The sequence below is a fragment of the Sphingomonas sp. genome, from assembly GCF_965200105.1.
Taxonomy (GTDB): Bacteria; Pseudomonadota; Alphaproteobacteria; order Sphingomonadales; family Sphingomonadaceae; genus Solisphingomonas.
The window spans coordinates 1,180,915-1,195,734 of record NZ_CBDATN010000002.1 but is presented as its reverse complement, the minus strand read 5'-3'; the positions used below and the strand labels follow the sequence as shown (position 1 = coordinate 1,195,734).

General features: G+C 70.3%; 14 protein-coding genes. 9 read left to right on the top strand and 5 right to left on the bottom strand.

Annotated features, from left to right (window positions below):
• Positions 1 to 40: 40 nt before the first annotated feature.
• Together ACOFKX_RS07150 and ACOFKX_RS07145 are read right to left on the bottom strand one after the other, a co-directional pair.
• The gene (locus tag ACOFKX_RS07150; RefSeq protein ID WP_419826345.1) at positions 41 to 1,093 is read right to left on the bottom strand and encodes a ribonucleotide-diphosphate reductase subunit beta; all 1,053 of its coding nucleotides are present in this window, start codon (positions 1,091 to 1,093) and stop codon (positions 41 to 43) included.
• Positions 1,094 to 1,112: 19 nt separating this feature from the next.
• The gene (locus tag ACOFKX_RS07145) at positions 1,113 to 1,316 is read right to left on the bottom strand and encodes a hypothetical protein (RefSeq protein WP_419826344.1); all 204 of its coding nucleotides are present in this window, start codon (positions 1,314 to 1,316) and stop codon (positions 1,113 to 1,115) included.
• Positions 1,317 to 1,365: 49 nt separating this feature from the next.
• Between ACOFKX_RS07145 and ACOFKX_RS07140 the strand changes: the two genes are divergently transcribed.
• Positions 1,366 to 1,620, top strand: a complete 255-nt coding sequence (locus ACOFKX_RS07140) for a DUF2171 domain-containing protein (RefSeq protein WP_419826343.1) — start codon at positions 1,366 to 1,368, stop codon at positions 1,618 to 1,620.
• A gap of 492 nt (positions 1,621 to 2,112) precedes the next feature.
• On the opposite strand, the gene ppk2 is transcribed toward ACOFKX_RS07140, so the two are convergent.
• The 3 genes from ppk2 to ACOFKX_RS07125 are packed head-to-tail and all read right to left on the bottom strand — an operon-like array spanning position 2,113 to position 6,409.
• Positions 2,113 to 2,862, bottom strand: a complete 750-nt coding sequence (gene ppk2, locus ACOFKX_RS07135) for a polyphosphate kinase 2 (protein WP_419826342.1) — start codon at positions 2,860 to 2,862, stop codon at positions 2,113 to 2,115.
• A gap of 32 nt (positions 2,863 to 2,894) precedes the next feature.
• Complete coding sequence (locus ACOFKX_RS07130; RefSeq protein WP_419826341.1) at positions 2,895 to 3,926, bottom strand: glycosyltransferase family 2 protein; 1,032 nt, start codon at positions 3,924 to 3,926, stop codon at positions 2,895 to 2,897.
• Complete coding sequence (locus tag ACOFKX_RS07125; protein ID WP_419826340.1) at positions 3,923 to 6,409, bottom strand: DegT/DnrJ/EryC1/StrS family aminotransferase; 2,487 nt, start codon at positions 6,407 to 6,409, stop codon at positions 3,923 to 3,925. The genes ACOFKX_RS07130 and ACOFKX_RS07125 overlap by 4 nt, the downstream gene beginning before the upstream one ends.
• Positions 6,410 to 6,615: 206 nt before the next feature.
• On the opposite strand from ACOFKX_RS07125, the gene ACOFKX_RS07120 reads away from it, so the two are divergent.
• The 8 genes from ACOFKX_RS07120 to ACOFKX_RS07085 all read left to right on the top strand — a co-directional run bounded on the left by ACOFKX_RS07120 (position 6,616) and on the right by ACOFKX_RS07085 (position 14,816).
• Positions 6,616 to 8,181, top strand: a complete 1,566-nt coding sequence (locus tag ACOFKX_RS07120; RefSeq protein WP_419826339.1) for an efflux transporter outer membrane subunit — start codon at positions 6,616 to 6,618, stop codon at positions 8,179 to 8,181.
• Positions 8,181 to 9,521 (top strand): efflux RND transporter periplasmic adaptor subunit, encoded by a 1,341-nt coding sequence (locus ACOFKX_RS07115; RefSeq protein WP_419826338.1) that lies wholly within the window; start codon positions 8,181 to 8,183, stop codon positions 9,519 to 9,521. Before ACOFKX_RS07120 ends, ACOFKX_RS07115 begins: the two co-directional genes overlap by 1 nt.
• Entirely contained in the window at positions 9,521 to 10,210 is a 690-nt protein-coding gene (locus ACOFKX_RS07110) for an ABC transporter ATP-binding protein (RefSeq protein WP_419826337.1), read from the top strand. Before ACOFKX_RS07115 ends, ACOFKX_RS07110 begins: the two co-directional genes overlap by 1 nt.
• Before the next feature lie 190 nt (positions 10,211 to 10,400).
• Entirely contained in the window at positions 10,401 to 11,597 is a 1,197-nt protein-coding gene (locus tag ACOFKX_RS07105; RefSeq protein ID WP_419827371.1) for an ABC transporter permease, read from the top strand.
• 9 nt (positions 11,598 to 11,606) lie between these two features.
• Positions 11,607 to 12,266: a hypothetical protein gene (locus tag ACOFKX_RS07100; RefSeq protein ID WP_419826336.1), complete on the top strand. Its 660-nt coding sequence runs from the start codon at positions 11,607 to 11,609 to the stop codon at positions 12,264 to 12,266.
• Positions 12,263 to 12,967: a response regulator gene (locus ACOFKX_RS07095; RefSeq protein WP_419826335.1), complete on the top strand. Its 705-nt coding sequence runs from the start codon at positions 12,263 to 12,265 to the stop codon at positions 12,965 to 12,967. The genes ACOFKX_RS07100 and ACOFKX_RS07095 overlap by 4 nt, the downstream gene beginning before the upstream one ends.
• Positions 12,964 to 14,283: a HAMP domain-containing sensor histidine kinase gene (locus tag ACOFKX_RS07090; RefSeq protein ID WP_419826334.1), complete on the top strand. Its 1,320-nt coding sequence runs from the start codon at positions 12,964 to 12,966 to the stop codon at positions 14,281 to 14,283. The genes ACOFKX_RS07095 and ACOFKX_RS07090 overlap by 4 nt, the downstream gene beginning before the upstream one ends.
• Positions 14,284 to 14,333: 50 nt before the next feature.
• Positions 14,334 to 14,816: a DUF892 family protein gene (locus ACOFKX_RS07085; RefSeq protein ID WP_419826333.1), complete on the top strand. Its 483-nt coding sequence runs from the start codon at positions 14,334 to 14,336 to the stop codon at positions 14,814 to 14,816.
• Positions 14,817 to 14,820: the final 4 nt, after the last annotated feature.

Here is a 14,820-nt window from a genome sequence, read left to right as displayed (position 1 = left end):
CCACCGCTGGCGACCCCGCCCCGCGCCCGCCCGCCGCGGGCTACTCCGCCGCCACGCTGGTGTGGCCGAACATATCCGTCACGCGCGTATCCTCGTTGGCCGCAGGACCGGCCTTGGCCTTCTGGCGGCGATCGAAATTGTCCCACACCTCGCCCCAGTCGCCGCGGGTCGCGGCCTTGGAATATTCGGTGGCGCGGGTCTCGAAGAAGTTGGCGTGCTCGACCCCGTTGAGCAGCGGCGCCAGCCAGGGCAGCGGATGCTCCTCGATCATGAACATCGGCTTCAGGCCAAGCTGCCCCAGCCGCCAGTCGGCGATGTAGCGGACGTAGCGCTTGATGTCCTTGGGCGTCATGCCGCCCACCGGCCCCATCTCGAACACGAGGTCGATGAACGCGTCCTCCAGGTCGACGGTGTTGTGGCACATGTCGCGGATGTCGCGCTTGACGGCGGGCGTCAGGCAGTCGCGCTCGGCCGCGAAGGCGTGGAACAGGCGGATGATGCCCTCGCAATGCAGCGTCTCGTCGCGCACCGACCAGGACACGATCTGCCCCATGCCCTTCATCTTGTTGAAGCGCGGGAAGTTCATCAGCATCGCGAACGAGGCGAACAGTTGCAGCCCCTCGGTGAAGCCGCCGAACATGGCGAGCGTGCGCGCGATGTCCTGATCAGTGTCGACGCCGAACTGGCTGAGATAGTCGTGCTTGTCCTTCATCTCCTTGTACTGGAGGAAGGCGGAATACTCACTCTCGGGCATGCCGATCGTGTCGAGCAGGTGCGAGTAGGCGGCGATGTGAACCGTCTCCATATTGGAGAAGGCGGTGAGCATCATCTTCACCTCGGTGGGCTTGAACACCCGCCCATATTTCTCGTGGTAGCAATCCTGCACCTCGACATCGGCCTGGGTGAAGAAGCGGAAGATCTGGGTGAGCAGGTTGCGCTCGTGATCGGTCAGCTTCTGTGCCCAGTCGCGGCAATCCTCGCCGAGCGGCACTTCCTCGGGCAGCCAGTGGAGCTGCTGCTGGCGCTTCCAGTATTCGAACGCCCACGGATATTCGAACGGCTTGTACTGGCGGGAGGCCTGGAGAAGGGGCATCAAAGGGTACTCCGGTGGATCAGGTGTCGGCCGCAAACGCGACCGGGAAGAAGATCAGCAGCAGGCCGAGCATCGTCAGCATGGTGCCCGCGATGCGCGCCGCGAGCGCGGGCGGCGTCTCGCGCTGGAAGGCGTGCAGCCGCACGAGCAGGAAGACGCCGACGGCGGCGATCGCCACGCCGGCCACGACCATTCCCCATGCCGTGCCGGACAGTGTTGGCATCGGTGCGCCTCCCCGTGCGTTCGGCCGGCGCAACCACAGGAGAAGCCCCATGGTCGATACCAGCCAGATCAAGGAACATGCCGAGGTGATCGGCGCGGACGGCGTGCATGTCGGCACCGTTGATCATGTCGACGGCGATCGCATCAAGCTCACCAAGAACGACAGCGGGCAGGCGCAAGACGGTACGGGTGCCAAGCACCACTATCTGCCGCTTGGCCTCGTCGCGGAAGTGGAGGGCGGCGATGTCGTCCGCCTCTCCGCCACCGCGGCCAACGCGGCCGATCAGTTCGAGGAAGCGAACTGATCGGATTCCGTCTTCCCTGACGGAGAGGATCGGGTGAGGGGAAACGACGACACCGGGCAAGCCGCCCGGCCCCTCACCCCCAATTTTCGCGCGCGGGAGAGCGGGATTGCTCACTGACCGGATGAAACGCCGGCCGCAAACCGCGCGTCGGGCAGGCCAACCCGCGTCCCCGGACGTCCCGTCCCGCAGTCTTGCAGCACGTCTCGCCATCGACATCAGGTATCGACTCACGCGCGATGGGAGCACCGAGTTCATGCGAGCCGCTGTTAGCGAACGGCTGCCAGCTTCGCCAACGAAATTACCCGACGCTTTGCGCTATGTTCCCTGCCGATACCCAACCCCTGGTGGTGAACTCCCGGCTAAGGGACCATAAGCTGTGTTCGTCCCACGTTTCGCGCCTACTGAACGAGCCGGGCTACGATGCGAACCGATGGAAGGGCGCCCTAGCACGTCCTGGCGATGGCCGAGCGCTATCACCATGCCGCGCCATGTTCACCGCGCCAGTCGCCCATCCTCGATCGTCGCTCTCGAGAAGGGGAAAAGCACTTGCGGATCGGGCGCCTCGACCGCGTTGGCGATCTCCGCCGGAGCGGCGGCGCGCAGCAGGTGGCGCATCACCGCGAGGCGCGCCTTCTTCTTGTCGTCGGCGCGCACGCACGTCCAAGGCGCGAGCGGCGTGTCGGTACGCGTCAGCATCGTGTCGCGCGCGCGGCTGTAATCGTCCCATTTCGCCTGCGCGACGTCGTCCATGTCGGAGAGCTTGAGCGCCTTCAGCGGGTCCTCGCGCCGTTCGGCGAGCCGCTTCGCCTGCTCGTCGCGATCGATGTCGAGCCAGATCTTCACGAGCTTGATGCCGCTCTCTACCAGCATGCGCTCGAAATCGGGGGCGTCGCGCAGGAACTCGGCCTGCTCGGCTTCGGTCGAGAAGCCCATCACCACCTCGACGCCGGCGCGATTGTACCAGCTGCGGTTGAAGATCACGAGCTCGCCTTTGGTCGGCAGATGCTCGACATAACGTTGGAAATACCATTGGCCGCGCTGCACGTCGGAGGGCTTGGGCAGCGCCACCACGCGCGTGGCACGTGGCGTCAGATGCTCGGTCATCCGCTTGATCGTGCCGTCCTTGCCGGCGGCGTCGCGGCCCTCCAGCACGACGACGACGCGCTCGCCCGACGTCATCGCGCCTTGCTGATAGCGGAGCAGGGCGAGCTGCGAGGCGGCGAGTTGCTTCCGGTATCCCATGTGTTGACAATGCGCGGCGGCGCCGCCCGGTTTCACGCGCGGCGCAGCATCCGCCGCGCGGCTCCGACCGCGCCGTCCCGCGCGAGGCGGGCAGGCGCCGCCTCAGGAAGCGCCGCGAACGCTGGACGGGCGGCGAGCATCGCCGTGGCGCCATAACGCCCGGCGCGCAGGCCCGATCGCGCTGTGCGCCACCAATGCGCCGACGCGCTCGCCCGCGCGAAAGCCGGCGTGAGATGGCCGCGCGCCTTCAGCAGGCACGCGAGCACCTGCCCGCAGGCCGTCAGCGTCGCGGCATCGGGAGGTGGGTAGCCCGCCCCGACGTGGCGGCTCATCAGCGCGCCTGCGCCGCCCGGATCGTCGACGATGCCAGCGTAGCGCTCGGCGAGCACCTTGGCGGTCGACGCGATCATTCCCTCCTCATACGCGGTCGAGGCGCCAGCGGCGTGCATGCGGTAGCGGACCAGCGGCTCCGCGATGCGGCCGATGCGCCCATGCGCGCGGATGCGATGATAGAGGTCGAAATCCTCGGCGAAGCGCCGCTCGTCGCGCTCGAACGGCACCAGCGCGCGCGCCGCGCCGCCCCGCATCATTACCGTCGACCAGGCCAGCGGGTTGGCGAGCAGCATCGTCCAGTCGATGCGATCGGGATCGACAAGATCGGGGTAGGGATCGCGCCGCCCCTCGAAGCCGGCACCGAAATAGGCGATTGTCGAGGCGAGCAGCGTAAGCTCGGGCTGTGCGTCCAGTTGGGCGAGCTGGCGCTTGAAGCGATCGGGCGCGCAGATATCGTCCTGGTCGAGCCCCGCGACGAAGTGGCCGGTGGCGTGCGCCATGGCGATCGTGCGCGCGACCGCCGGGCCGCCGTTTCGCTCCGCGCGGATCACGCGCAGGCGCGGATCGGCGATGCCTTCGAGCACAGCCACCGTATCGTCCTTCGAGCCGTCGTCGACGACGACGATCTCGAGGTCCGGCATGGTCTGGGCGAGCACGCTCTCGATCGTCTCGCGAATGAAGCCGACGCCGTTGTACGCCGCCATCACCACCGATACGGCGGGCGTGCTCATGCCGCCCGCGAGGCCACCTCCGGCGCCGCGGCGAGGAGTTGGTCGACGATCAGCCGGCCGACGTCGTTCTGCCACAGCCACAGGCCGTTGGCCTGCCCCCGGAAGCTCTTCTCGCCGCCGAGCCCTCCCGACGGCACGAAGCCGGCGGCGAGGCCGATGCCATAGGCGTTCGGCACCGCTTGACCGGCGGCGTCGATCAGCCGGCAGCGATCGTCCACCATTGCCCCGCGCACCGGGCCATCGGCGTGCAGGCGGATCGCGCGGCCGCGCGCGTCGATCAGCGGCAGCGCATGCGGACGATAGCCGAAGGCGGCAACCACCATGTCCGCCTCGTCGAGTCGGCGTGCCGTCTCGTCGTCGTGCTCGCCGGCGATCTGGTGCAGCGCGAGGCGCGGATCGCCGATCCGGCCGCCAATGCCAAGCGCGTGGACGACGAGCTCGCGCGCCTCCAGCCGGAAGCCGGCGAGCCGGTAGACGAAGCCCGACACGGGGCAGATGTCGTCGGCTGTGAAATCCTCGTAGCCGTCCGCGCGCGCCGCGTCGGCGGAGGGGTAGAAGGGTCTGAGCGGCCGTCGGTGGAGGATGGCGATGCCGCCGGGTGCGAGATCGATTGCGGGGCGCGCCTTGAGCAGGCGCACGGCGGCGGTGATCGCGCTGGTCGATCCGCCGACGATGGCGATGCGCGCGGGACGATCCTTGGGTAGCCGCTCGCGCGCCGCCTCGATGCCGCCGGTGGCGAGCAGCGTGTCGGACTGGACCAGCCGGTCTCCGCAGCGCTCGACCAGCGACAGGCCGGCGACCTTCTCCTCGGCCAGGCGGATCGCGGGCTGGTGGCCGCCGGTAGCGACGACGAGTCCGCGCGATAGCAGTTCGATCGAGCGGCCATCGGCGAGCCGGCGCGCGCGCGTCCGCCACAGCCCGTCGCCGGTTATGGAGGCGGAGACGACCTCGTGCCCGGTCAGCATGTCGCCCCCCAGTATCGCCAGCCGGCGGCCGAGCGCGTCGCCGAGCCGATCGAGATAGGCGCCCACCTTGGGCAGCGGCACGCCGAGCGCGCCCTTGTGCTCGGCGATGGCGTGGGCGGTGGCGTCGTCGGCCAGCGTCAGCCCGGTGGGCAGCGCGGCGTCGGCGGTGAGGAAGGTCTCGGCGGTCGAGTCGGAGGTGATCTCGTAGGCGCCGAGCCGGCCGCCGCCGATGTGATCGTCGCGATCGAGGATGGCGATGCCGTCCCGCGCCAGCGCGTCCAGCCGCCCGGCCTTGCCCGCCGCGCAGAGCAGCGCAGTGCCCGCCGGCCCGCCGCCGACGACTACGGCGCCGAGCACGCGATCGCGAGGACGCGCGGGGACCGCCCGCGGCTGTTGCGCGCAGGCGGCGATGAAGGCGTCGCAGACGCGATCGACGTCGGCCGTGTCCATGTCGTCGGTGACGGGCAGGACGAGCATCCGGCTCGCCACGTCGTCGGTGACGGGAAGCCGGTCGATTGCGCAGGTCTCGCGGAAATAGGGCTGCTCGGCCAGATGAGGGCTGAAATAAGTGCCTGCGCCGACGCCGTGCTCGGCCAGCCGCGCGACGATCTCGGCACGATGCGACGCGAGCGCGCGCGGCAGCAGCACCGCCATGAACTGCATCGCCTGCCGGTGCCCGCGCGGGCGCTGGAGCGAGAAGGCGGCGAGGCGGCGGCGGTAATGCTGGGCCAGCGCCTCGCGATGATCGGCGATGGCCTCGATCTCGTGGAGCTTCTCCAGAGCGATCAGCGCCGACACCTCCGAGAGCTTGGCGTTGAGGCCGGGCAGCGTCGCCGAGCGGCCGCTCTCGAAGCCGAAATTGGCCATGGCGCGGATCGCGTCGATACAAGACGCGTCATGGCAGTGGACGATGCCGCCCTCCGACGTCGCGAACGTCTTAGTGGCGTGCATCGAATAGACGACGGGAAAGGAGCAGTCGGTCCCGAAGCCGCGTCCCTCATCGTCGAGCGAGCCCAGCGAGGCGGCGGCGTCCACCACCACCGCCACGTCGTGCCGCCGCGCCAGCCAGGCGTAGCGTTCGAGGTCGATGCTGTTCCCGAAGGTGGCATAAGGCACGACCGCACCGACGCGCCGCCCATGCTCGGCGAGCAGCCGCTCCTCGGCCTTCGCGCAGAGCGCCCAGTCGTCGGGATCGCAGTCCGCCAGCAGCGGCGTCATCCCCGCCCAGATCGCGGCGTGTCCGGTTGCGGCGAAGGTGAAGGCGGGCATGATCGCGAGGCGGCGGTCGTCGCCCAGGCGATGCGTCGCGTGGCGGATCGCCAGCATCAAACCCAGCGTCGCGTTGGCGACGGCGAGACAGGCGCCGCGTCCGCCGAACAGCCGCTCCGTCATCTCGGCTTCCAGTCGGCGCGCGACCGGGCCGTTATTGCTGTAGGTGCCCGACGCCTCGATTGCGGCGAGAGCGTCGCCCATCGCGCTCAGGCGAGGCGGGTTCGGGCGAATGAGCGGCAGGTCCATCGGCATGTCCGGCTGGAGGATATCGCAAAGCAAACAGGGCGCGCCATCGCAAACCTGAACCGGCCTAGCACCATGTACGCTAACGGATGGTTTAGCGACCTCCGGGACACAGCAACGCCCCCGCGCGAGCCCGCCCCCTTCGCAGGTGCGGGAGGGGGCGCTATCGTAGCGGCCAGATGGCGCGCGCATATTCTCCTCTCCGAGCCATGGCGGCCGCCCTGCCGCTCGCGCTGGCCGCGTGCGCGGTGGGGCCGAACTATCGCGCGCCGTCGGCCACGGCGCTGGCGGTGCCGGGCCGCTTCGCCGCCACCGCGCCCGACTACGCGGCACCCGCCGACCAGGCGGAGCTGGCACGCTGGTGGACGGCGCTCGACGATCCGCTGCTGGAGACACTGATCGCCGAGGCGCTGGCGCAGGGACCGGATATTCAAGCCGCGGGCGCTCGGCTCCGCCAGTCGCGCGGCGCGCTCAGGTCGGCGCGCGCGTCGCTGCTCCCGGCGCTCACCACGTCCGCTTCCGCCGGGCACACCAGCCGGATCGGCAGCGGCGGCACCGTCTTCACCTTGCCGGGCGGCGCCACGGGTGGCGCGGGCACCGGCCTCACGACCGGCGGCAGCAACCTGTTCGCGACGAGCGGCAGCTACGAGACCTACTCCGCCGGGCTCGACGCCGCCTACGAGGTCGATCTGTTCGGCGGCGTGCGGCGATCGGTGGAGGCGGCGCGCGGCGACGAGGCGGCGGGGCTGGAGCAGCTGCGCGACACCCAGCGCACGATCGCGGCGGAAGTGGCGCTCGATTATGTCACGGCGCGGCAGGCGCAGGAGCGGTTGGGCATCGCGCGCGACAATCTCCGTAGCCAGGACGACACGGTGCAGATCGCCGGCTGGCGCGCGCAGGCGGGGCTCGTCTCCTCGCTCGACGTCGCGCAGGCGCGCGCCCAGCGCGAGCAGACGGCGGCGACGATCCCGACGCTGGCGACGAGCCTGGTGCAGGCGGCGAGCGCGATCGGCGCGCTGATCGGCCAGGCGCCGGGCGATGTGCAGAAGCGCCTCGCCGATGTCCGCCCGGTGCCGGTGGCCGATCGCGTGCTGGGCGTCGACCTGCCGCTCGCCGTGCTCGCCCACCGCCCCGACGTGCGCGCCGCCGAGCGCGATCTCGCCGCCGCTACCGCGCGGATCGGGGTGGCCAAGGCGGAGCTCTACCCCGCATTGCGGCTCACCGGATCGCTCGGCGGCAACGGCACGGCGGTGGGCGATATCTCGCGCTTCTCGACGGGCTCGATCATCGGCGCGCTCTCCGCGCCGATCTTCGACGGCGGCGCGATCCGCGGCCGCATCGAGCAGGCGCGCGGCGCCGCCGACGAGGCGCTGGCGAATTACCGCAAGGCGGTGCTGACCGCGCTCGGCGACGTCGAGAACGCGATGGCCGCGCTCGCCAACACGCGCGAGCGCGAGGTGTCGCTTAGCCTCGCAGTCGATCAGTCCCGGGCGGCGCTGCTCTACGCGCAGAGCCAGTATCGCGCCGGACTTGTCGACTTCCAAACGCTGCTCGACGCCGAGCGCACCTTGCTCACAAGCGAAGACGGGTTGGCGACCGCGCGCGGCGATCGCGCCACGGCACTCGTCCAGCTCTACAAGGCGCTGGGCGGCGGCTGGCAGGCGGCGCCGATGCCGGCCAGCGCCACGCCCAGGACGCGCGCGCAGGTGGAGCTGCCGACGCTCGCCACCGTCGGCCCCGGTCCCGCCGCAGAGGGTCTGGAGGGAGGAAGCTGATGGACCAGCGCACCAGCTCCGTTCCCGAGCAGGACATCGACAGCTTTCTCGGTGTCGAGCGGCCGACGCGGCGCAGGCTCGTCGCGCGGCGCGTCGCGATCGGCGTCGCGGTCGTGCTCGTCCTGCTGTTCGTCGTTCGCTGCGCGTTCGGCGCGCGCGAGCCCGTCCACTACGCGACGACACCCGCGGTTCAGGGCGATCTTACCGTCACCGTCGCCGCCACCGGCAACCTCACGCCCACCAAGCAGGTCAATGTCGGGTCCGAGGTGTCGGGGATCGTCGTCGACGTGTTCGTCCAGAACAACGATCGCGTGCGCGCGGGCCAGCCGCTCGCCAGGCTCGATACTTCCCGGCTGCAGGATGCGCTGAACCAAAGCGTTGCGCAGCTCGCCGCCGTGCAGGCCGCCGTCGCGCAGAATCAGGCTACGCTCGATCAGTCGGGTGCGACCTATCGCCGGTATCAGGAGGTGGCGCGGCTGTCGGGCGGCAAGGTGCCGTCGAAGACCGAGCTCGACCAGGCGCGCGGCGACTATGATCGCGCCAAGGCGAACGTGGAGGCCGCGCAGGCGCAGGTGGCGCAGCAGAAGGCGGCGGTCTCCACCAACCGCACCAGTCTCAACAAGGCCACGATCTACTCGCCGGTGAGCGGCGTCGTGCTCTCGCGCCAGGTCGAGCCCGGGCAGACGGTGGCGGCGCAGTTCAACGTCGCGACGCTGTTCACCATCGCCGAGGATCTCAGCCAGATGAAGCTCGACGTGAAGGTCGACGAGGCCGACGTCGGCGATCTCAGGCCCGGCGAGGATGCGAGCTTTACCGTGGATGCCTATCCCGGCCGTGGCTTCCCCGCGAAGGTGGGCCGAGTCGATCTCGGCGCCAACGCGACGCCGTCGGTCAATTCGGCGGGATCGAGCACCACCAACGCATCGAACACGGTGGTTGCCTACACCGCCTCGCTGTCAGTTGCGAACCCTGATCTGGCGCTGCGGCCGGGCATGACCGCCACCGCGACGATCACCACCGCCGTACGCCGCGGCGTGCTGCTCGTTCCCAACGCGGCGCTGCGCTTCCAGCCCGAGGACGCGAGCGCGAAGAAGGGCTTCTCGATCGGCGGCCCGCCCAAGAAAGGCACCGGCGGCTTCGGCCAGGCCGGCAACGTCAAGGCGACGGGGATCGGACCCGGCAGCCGGCAGATGGTCTACGTGTTCGACGGGACCACGCCGCGAGCGGTGCCGGTGACGGTGGGCGACAGCAACGGCACTCTGACGGCGGTCTCCGGACCGGACCTCAAGCCCGGCATGAAGATCGTCACCGGGCGGCTCGCGCGCGCCGGCGGCGGCTAGTGGCGGCGCTCATCCGACTTCGAGGCGTGACCAAGCGCTACGGCGAGGGCGAAGCCGCGTTCGACGCGCTGAAGGGCATCGACCTCGACGTGGAGGCGGGCGATTTCCTCGCCGTCATGGGCCCGTCGGGTTCGGGCAAATCGACCGCGATGAACATCCTGGGCTGCCTCGACGTGCCGACCTCGGGGCGTTTCCTGTTCCGCGGGCATGCCGTCGAGGCGCTCGGCCGCGACGAGCGCGCTCTGCTTCGCCGCCGCTACCTGGGTTTCGTGTTCCAGGGCTTCAACCTGCTCAGCCGCACGACGGCGCTGGAGAATGTCGAACTGCCGCTGCTCTACCGGGGCGAAGGCCGCCGCGAACGGCGCGCGGCGGCGATGGCGGCGCTGCATCATGTCGGGCTGGCTCCGTGGGCGGACCATACCCCCGCCGAGTTGTCCGGCGGCCAGCAGCAGCGTGTCGCGATCGCCCGCGCGATCGTCACCCGGCCCGACGTGCTGCTCGCCGACGAGCCCACCGGCAACCTCGATTCGGAACGATCGGTGGAGATCATGGGCCTGCTCACGCGGCTGAACGCGGAGAGCGGCATCACCGTGCTGATGGTAACGCACGAGCCTGAAATGGCATCCTACGCGCGCACTCTGGTGCACTTCCGCGACGGGCTGGTCGAGCGGGTGGAGGGGCGGGCGTGAGCATCCGCGCCTCCGCCTTCATCATTATCCGTCACCCCTGCGAAGGCAGGGGTCCATCTCTGTCGCTTGCGTGGCATCAGCCGGCAAAGATGGGCTCCTGCCTCCGCAGGAGCGACGGTTCGCTTCAGGTGGAAACGCGGTGAACCCCGAGCCGCCATCCCCTGCCGCGACGCGCGCCGGCACGGGGTCGCTGATGGCCACCGTCACGCTGCTCGCGTTGCGCGCAATCCGGCGGCACATGCTGCGTTCGTTCCTCACCATCCTCGGCATCGTCATCGGCGTGTTCGCGGTGGTCACGATGGTGACGCTGGGCGACGCCGTAACGAAATCCGTGCACGATCAGATCTCCAGCCTCGGATCCAACGTGCTGACGCTGGTGCCGGGGCAGGGGCGTCGCGGCGACGTGGCGCCCGCGCCCTTCAAGCAGGCCGACGCGGACGCGATCGCCGGCCAGGTCGGCGGCGTCACCGCCGTGTCGCCGCTGGTGACGACGGCCGCCATCGCCGTCCGCAACGTGGCCAACTGGTCGACGATGGTGACGGGCGTGGGCGACGCCTATCTCGATATCCAGAGCTGGCAGGTGGTGGACGGCCGGCGATTCACCGCAGCGGAGGAAGAGGCCGGCAAGGCGGTCTGCCTGCTCGGCACGGTAGTTCGCGACAAGCTCTACGCGCAGGAAGAGCCGGTCGGCACCTATATGCGGCTAGGGGTAAATGCCTGCGAGGTGATCGGCGTTCTCGCCTCTCGCGGCGGCGGTGTCCATCAGGACGAGGACGACGCGGTGGTGTTGCCGATCAAGGCGGTGCAGCGTCGCTTCACGGGCAGCACCGACGTTCGTGCCATCGTAATCGCCGCCGATCCTGCCTTCGACAGCAAGGACGTTCAGGCGTCGATAGCTTCTTTGATGCGCCAGCGCCGCAACGTCGCGGCCGATCAGGAGGATGACTTCACCATCTTCGACGTGCGCCAGATTGCCGACACGCTGGGCAACGTCACGGGGCTGCTGACCGAGATGCTCGGCGCGGTGGCGGGGATCAGCCTGCTCGTCGGCGGGATCGGGATCATGAACATCATGCTCGTCTCGGTGACGGAGCGCACGCGCGAGATCGGCATCCGCCTGGCGATCGGCGCCGTCCAGCGCGAGGTGATGCTCCAGTTCCTTGTCGAGGCGGTGGTGCTCTCCTGCCTGGGCGGCGTGATCGGGCTGGTGCTGGCGCTCGCCGCCACGATCGGGCTGTCGGCGGCGCTGGGGCTGGGCTTCGTGTTCGAGCCCGGCGTCAACCTGCTCGCCTTCGCCTTCTCCGCGCTGATCGGCGTCGTGTTCGGCTATTTTCCGGCGCGCCGGGCGGCGTCGCTCAACCCGATCGACGCACTCAGGCACGAATAGGCGCCACGGATGATCTGGCTCGCGCTGGCGTTGCAGGCGGTGGCACCGCCACCGGCTTCCGGTGACGACATCGTCGTCACGGGGCGGCTGTTCGGCGTGTGCGGGCCGCGCTACGCGCCGCTCTACGTGGCGCCGATGGGCGAGCCGTTCCGCACAAACGGCACCGCCGATCCGATGCGCCGCTGGTTCGCGCAGGCCGATGCTGACCATGATGGCCGGGTGACGCCCGCCGAGTTGATCGCGGACGCGCAGAGCTTCTTCTCGAGCATCGATCACGACCATGACGGCATGCTCGATCCGCAGGAGGTCTCGGCCTACGAGATCGACGTGGCACCCGAGATCCGGCTCTACAAGATGGGCAGCTTCGCCGAGCCCAAGCGCGGCAAGGCAGCGCGCGAGGCGAAGCGCGATGCCCGCCGCCGTGCCGGATATCAGACGAGCTACGGCGCAGGCGAGTGGGCCTCGCTCAACATACCCGAGCCGGTGGCATCGGCGGACCTCGACATCGATCGCGCCGTCTCGCGCGCCGAGTTCGCGCAAATGGCGGCGCGACGCTTCGGTCAGATCGATGCCGGGCAGCGCGGCGTCCTCACCTACGAGGCGTTGCCGCACTCTCCCGCCCAGGCGGAGATCGACGCGTGCTACGCGCGCGAGGCAGCGAAGAGATGACCGACGCCGCGATCCAGCGTGTGCTCGTCGTCGACGATGACGCAGAGCTTTCCGAGTTGATCGCGGGCTTCCTGCGCGATCATCATTACGAGGTGGAGACCGCCGCCGACGCCGCCCGGATGGACGCGGCGCTGGCGCGGGCACGCTTCGACTGCGTGATCCTCGACCTGATGATGCCGGGCGAGGACGGGCTGTCCGCGCTCCGCCGGCTGCGCGCGCGCGCGCGCACGCCGGTCATCATGCTCTCGGCGATGGGCGACGATGTCGATCGCATCGTCGGGCTGGAGGTGGGCGCCGACGACTACCTCGCCAAGCCGTGCAACCCGCGCGAGCTGCTCGCGCGCGTGCGCGCGCTGCTGCGCCGTGCGGCCGAGGGCGGCGGCGAGGTTGCCGCCACCCCGCGCCGCCGCTTCGGCGACTGGTCGCTCGATCTGGTCGAGCGCACGCTGGCGCGGGCGGGGCAACCGGCCGCCCAGCTCACCGATGCCGAGTTCCGCATCCTCACCGCCTTCCTCGATCGCGCCCAGCGCGTGCTCAGCCGCGATACGCTCATCGAGCTCGCCAAGGGATCGGACGCGGACGTCTTCGATCGTGCGATCGACGTGACGATCAGCCGGCTGCGCAAGAAGCTCGGCCCCGGCGATCCCATCCGCACCATCCGCAACGAAGGCTATATGTTCACCGTGCGGCCGGAGGGATGAGGGCGCGGCGGCCGGTCTCGATCTCCGCGCAGACGATCGCCTTCTTCCTGGTCGGTCTAGTGGTGGCGCAGCTCGTCTCGATCGCGCTCGTGTTGCTGCTGCCGCCGCCGCGCCCCGACTTCGCGACGATGACCGAGATCGCCGAGGCGCTGCTCGGCGCGCCGCCGGTCGACAGTTCCCTGTCGACGAAGGTGCGGAGCGCGCCGCCGGCGGCCGGCGACGGCATGGTGTCGCAGGCGATGCTCACGGACAGGCTCGCGCGCATCATCGGGCGCGATCCGGCCGACGTGCGGCTCGCCTACGAGGCCGACCAGTCCGAGACCTTTCCCTATCCGCGTCGCAGCGGACGCCGCGCGGTGCCGATCCGTCATGGCCAGCCTTACTTCTTCAACACCGTTGAGGCCGCCGTAAGGTTGCCCGGCGGCGGCTGGCGCATCGCGCGGACGTCGCCGCGCCCGCTGCTCACCGCTTGGCAGCAGCGCACGATCATCTCCTTCGCGCTGTCGGTACTGGCGGTGCTGCCCTTCGCGCTGATCTTCGCGCGCGCGCTGACGCGGCCGATCCGCCGCTTCGCCCACGCCGTCGAGCGGCTCGACCACGATCACGGCGCGCCCGAGGTGACGCCGGAGGGACCCGCCGAGCTTCGCCTCACCGCGCACGCGCTGAACGCCATGCGCCGCAACCTGCACGCCAACTTGCGCGAGCGGTCCGCGATGATCGGCGCGATCGCGCACGACCTGCGTACCCCGCTCGCGCGCATCGCCTTCCGGATCGAGCGCGCACCGCCCGCGATCCGCGACCCGGTGCTCGCCGACATCGAGCAGATGCGCGAGATGGTCGCTGCGACCATCGGCTTCGTCCGCGACGGCGCAGGCGTCCGCGAGAGGAAGCCCGTCGATCTGGGCGCGCTCGCCGCGCGGCTGGTGGCGCAGGCGCGTGATACCGGCTCGGCGGTGAGCGCCGGCACGCTCGAACCGGTGACCGTCGCGGGCGATCGCTCGGCGATGGAGCGGCTAATCCAGAACCTGCTCGACAACGCCGTCGCGTACGCGGGCGGCGGCGAGCTGGCGGTCGTGCGGGTGGGCAAGGGGGCGCGGCTCACCGTCGCCGATTCCGGTCCGGGCATCGCGGAGCAGGCGCTGGAGGCGATGTTCGAGCCCTTCGCGCGCGAGCCGTCGCGGGGCCGCGCTACCGGCGGCGTGGGCCTCGGCCTCGCCATCGCGCGCTCGGTCGCGCAGGCGCACGGCGGCACGATCACGGCGACGAACCGCGAAGGCGGCGGGCTGATCGTCGCGGTGACATTGCCGACCGGCTGATCGCCACGCGACGCCCGGAACTCGCGCCTCCGATCGCGCGCTTCCTCGTCATGACCACCGCATCCGCGCCGGCGCTGCTCCATGTCGCGCTCCAGGACATCCACGCCGGCAAGATCGACGCGGCGGAGCGCCTGCTCGTCCTCGCGGCGGCGTGCGACGATCCCGCGCTGGCCGAGATCGTTCGTGCCGAGGCTCTTCGCGCCGCCGGGCAGGCGCGGCGGATCCGCGACGCGGGGGTCGACGTCTCCGGGCCGGCCAATCTCTGGATGGCGGGGATACTGGAGGACGCGGAGCGCGACACGCGGCAGACGCAGCCGGGACGGCTTCTCGACGTCGCGCTGGTCGGCGCGATCCGCAAGGCCAAGGCCGCCGAGATCGTCTCGTCGGAGACCGCGATCGCACTGGCGCGTGAGGTCGGGGTAACCGATCTGCTCGCGGTCTCCGAAGAGAACCTCGGCGAGGAGATCGAGACGGATCGCAGCCTCAAGGCACGACTGGCGGCGTTGACGGGGGTCGCCGCCACCAGCCGCTGACCGC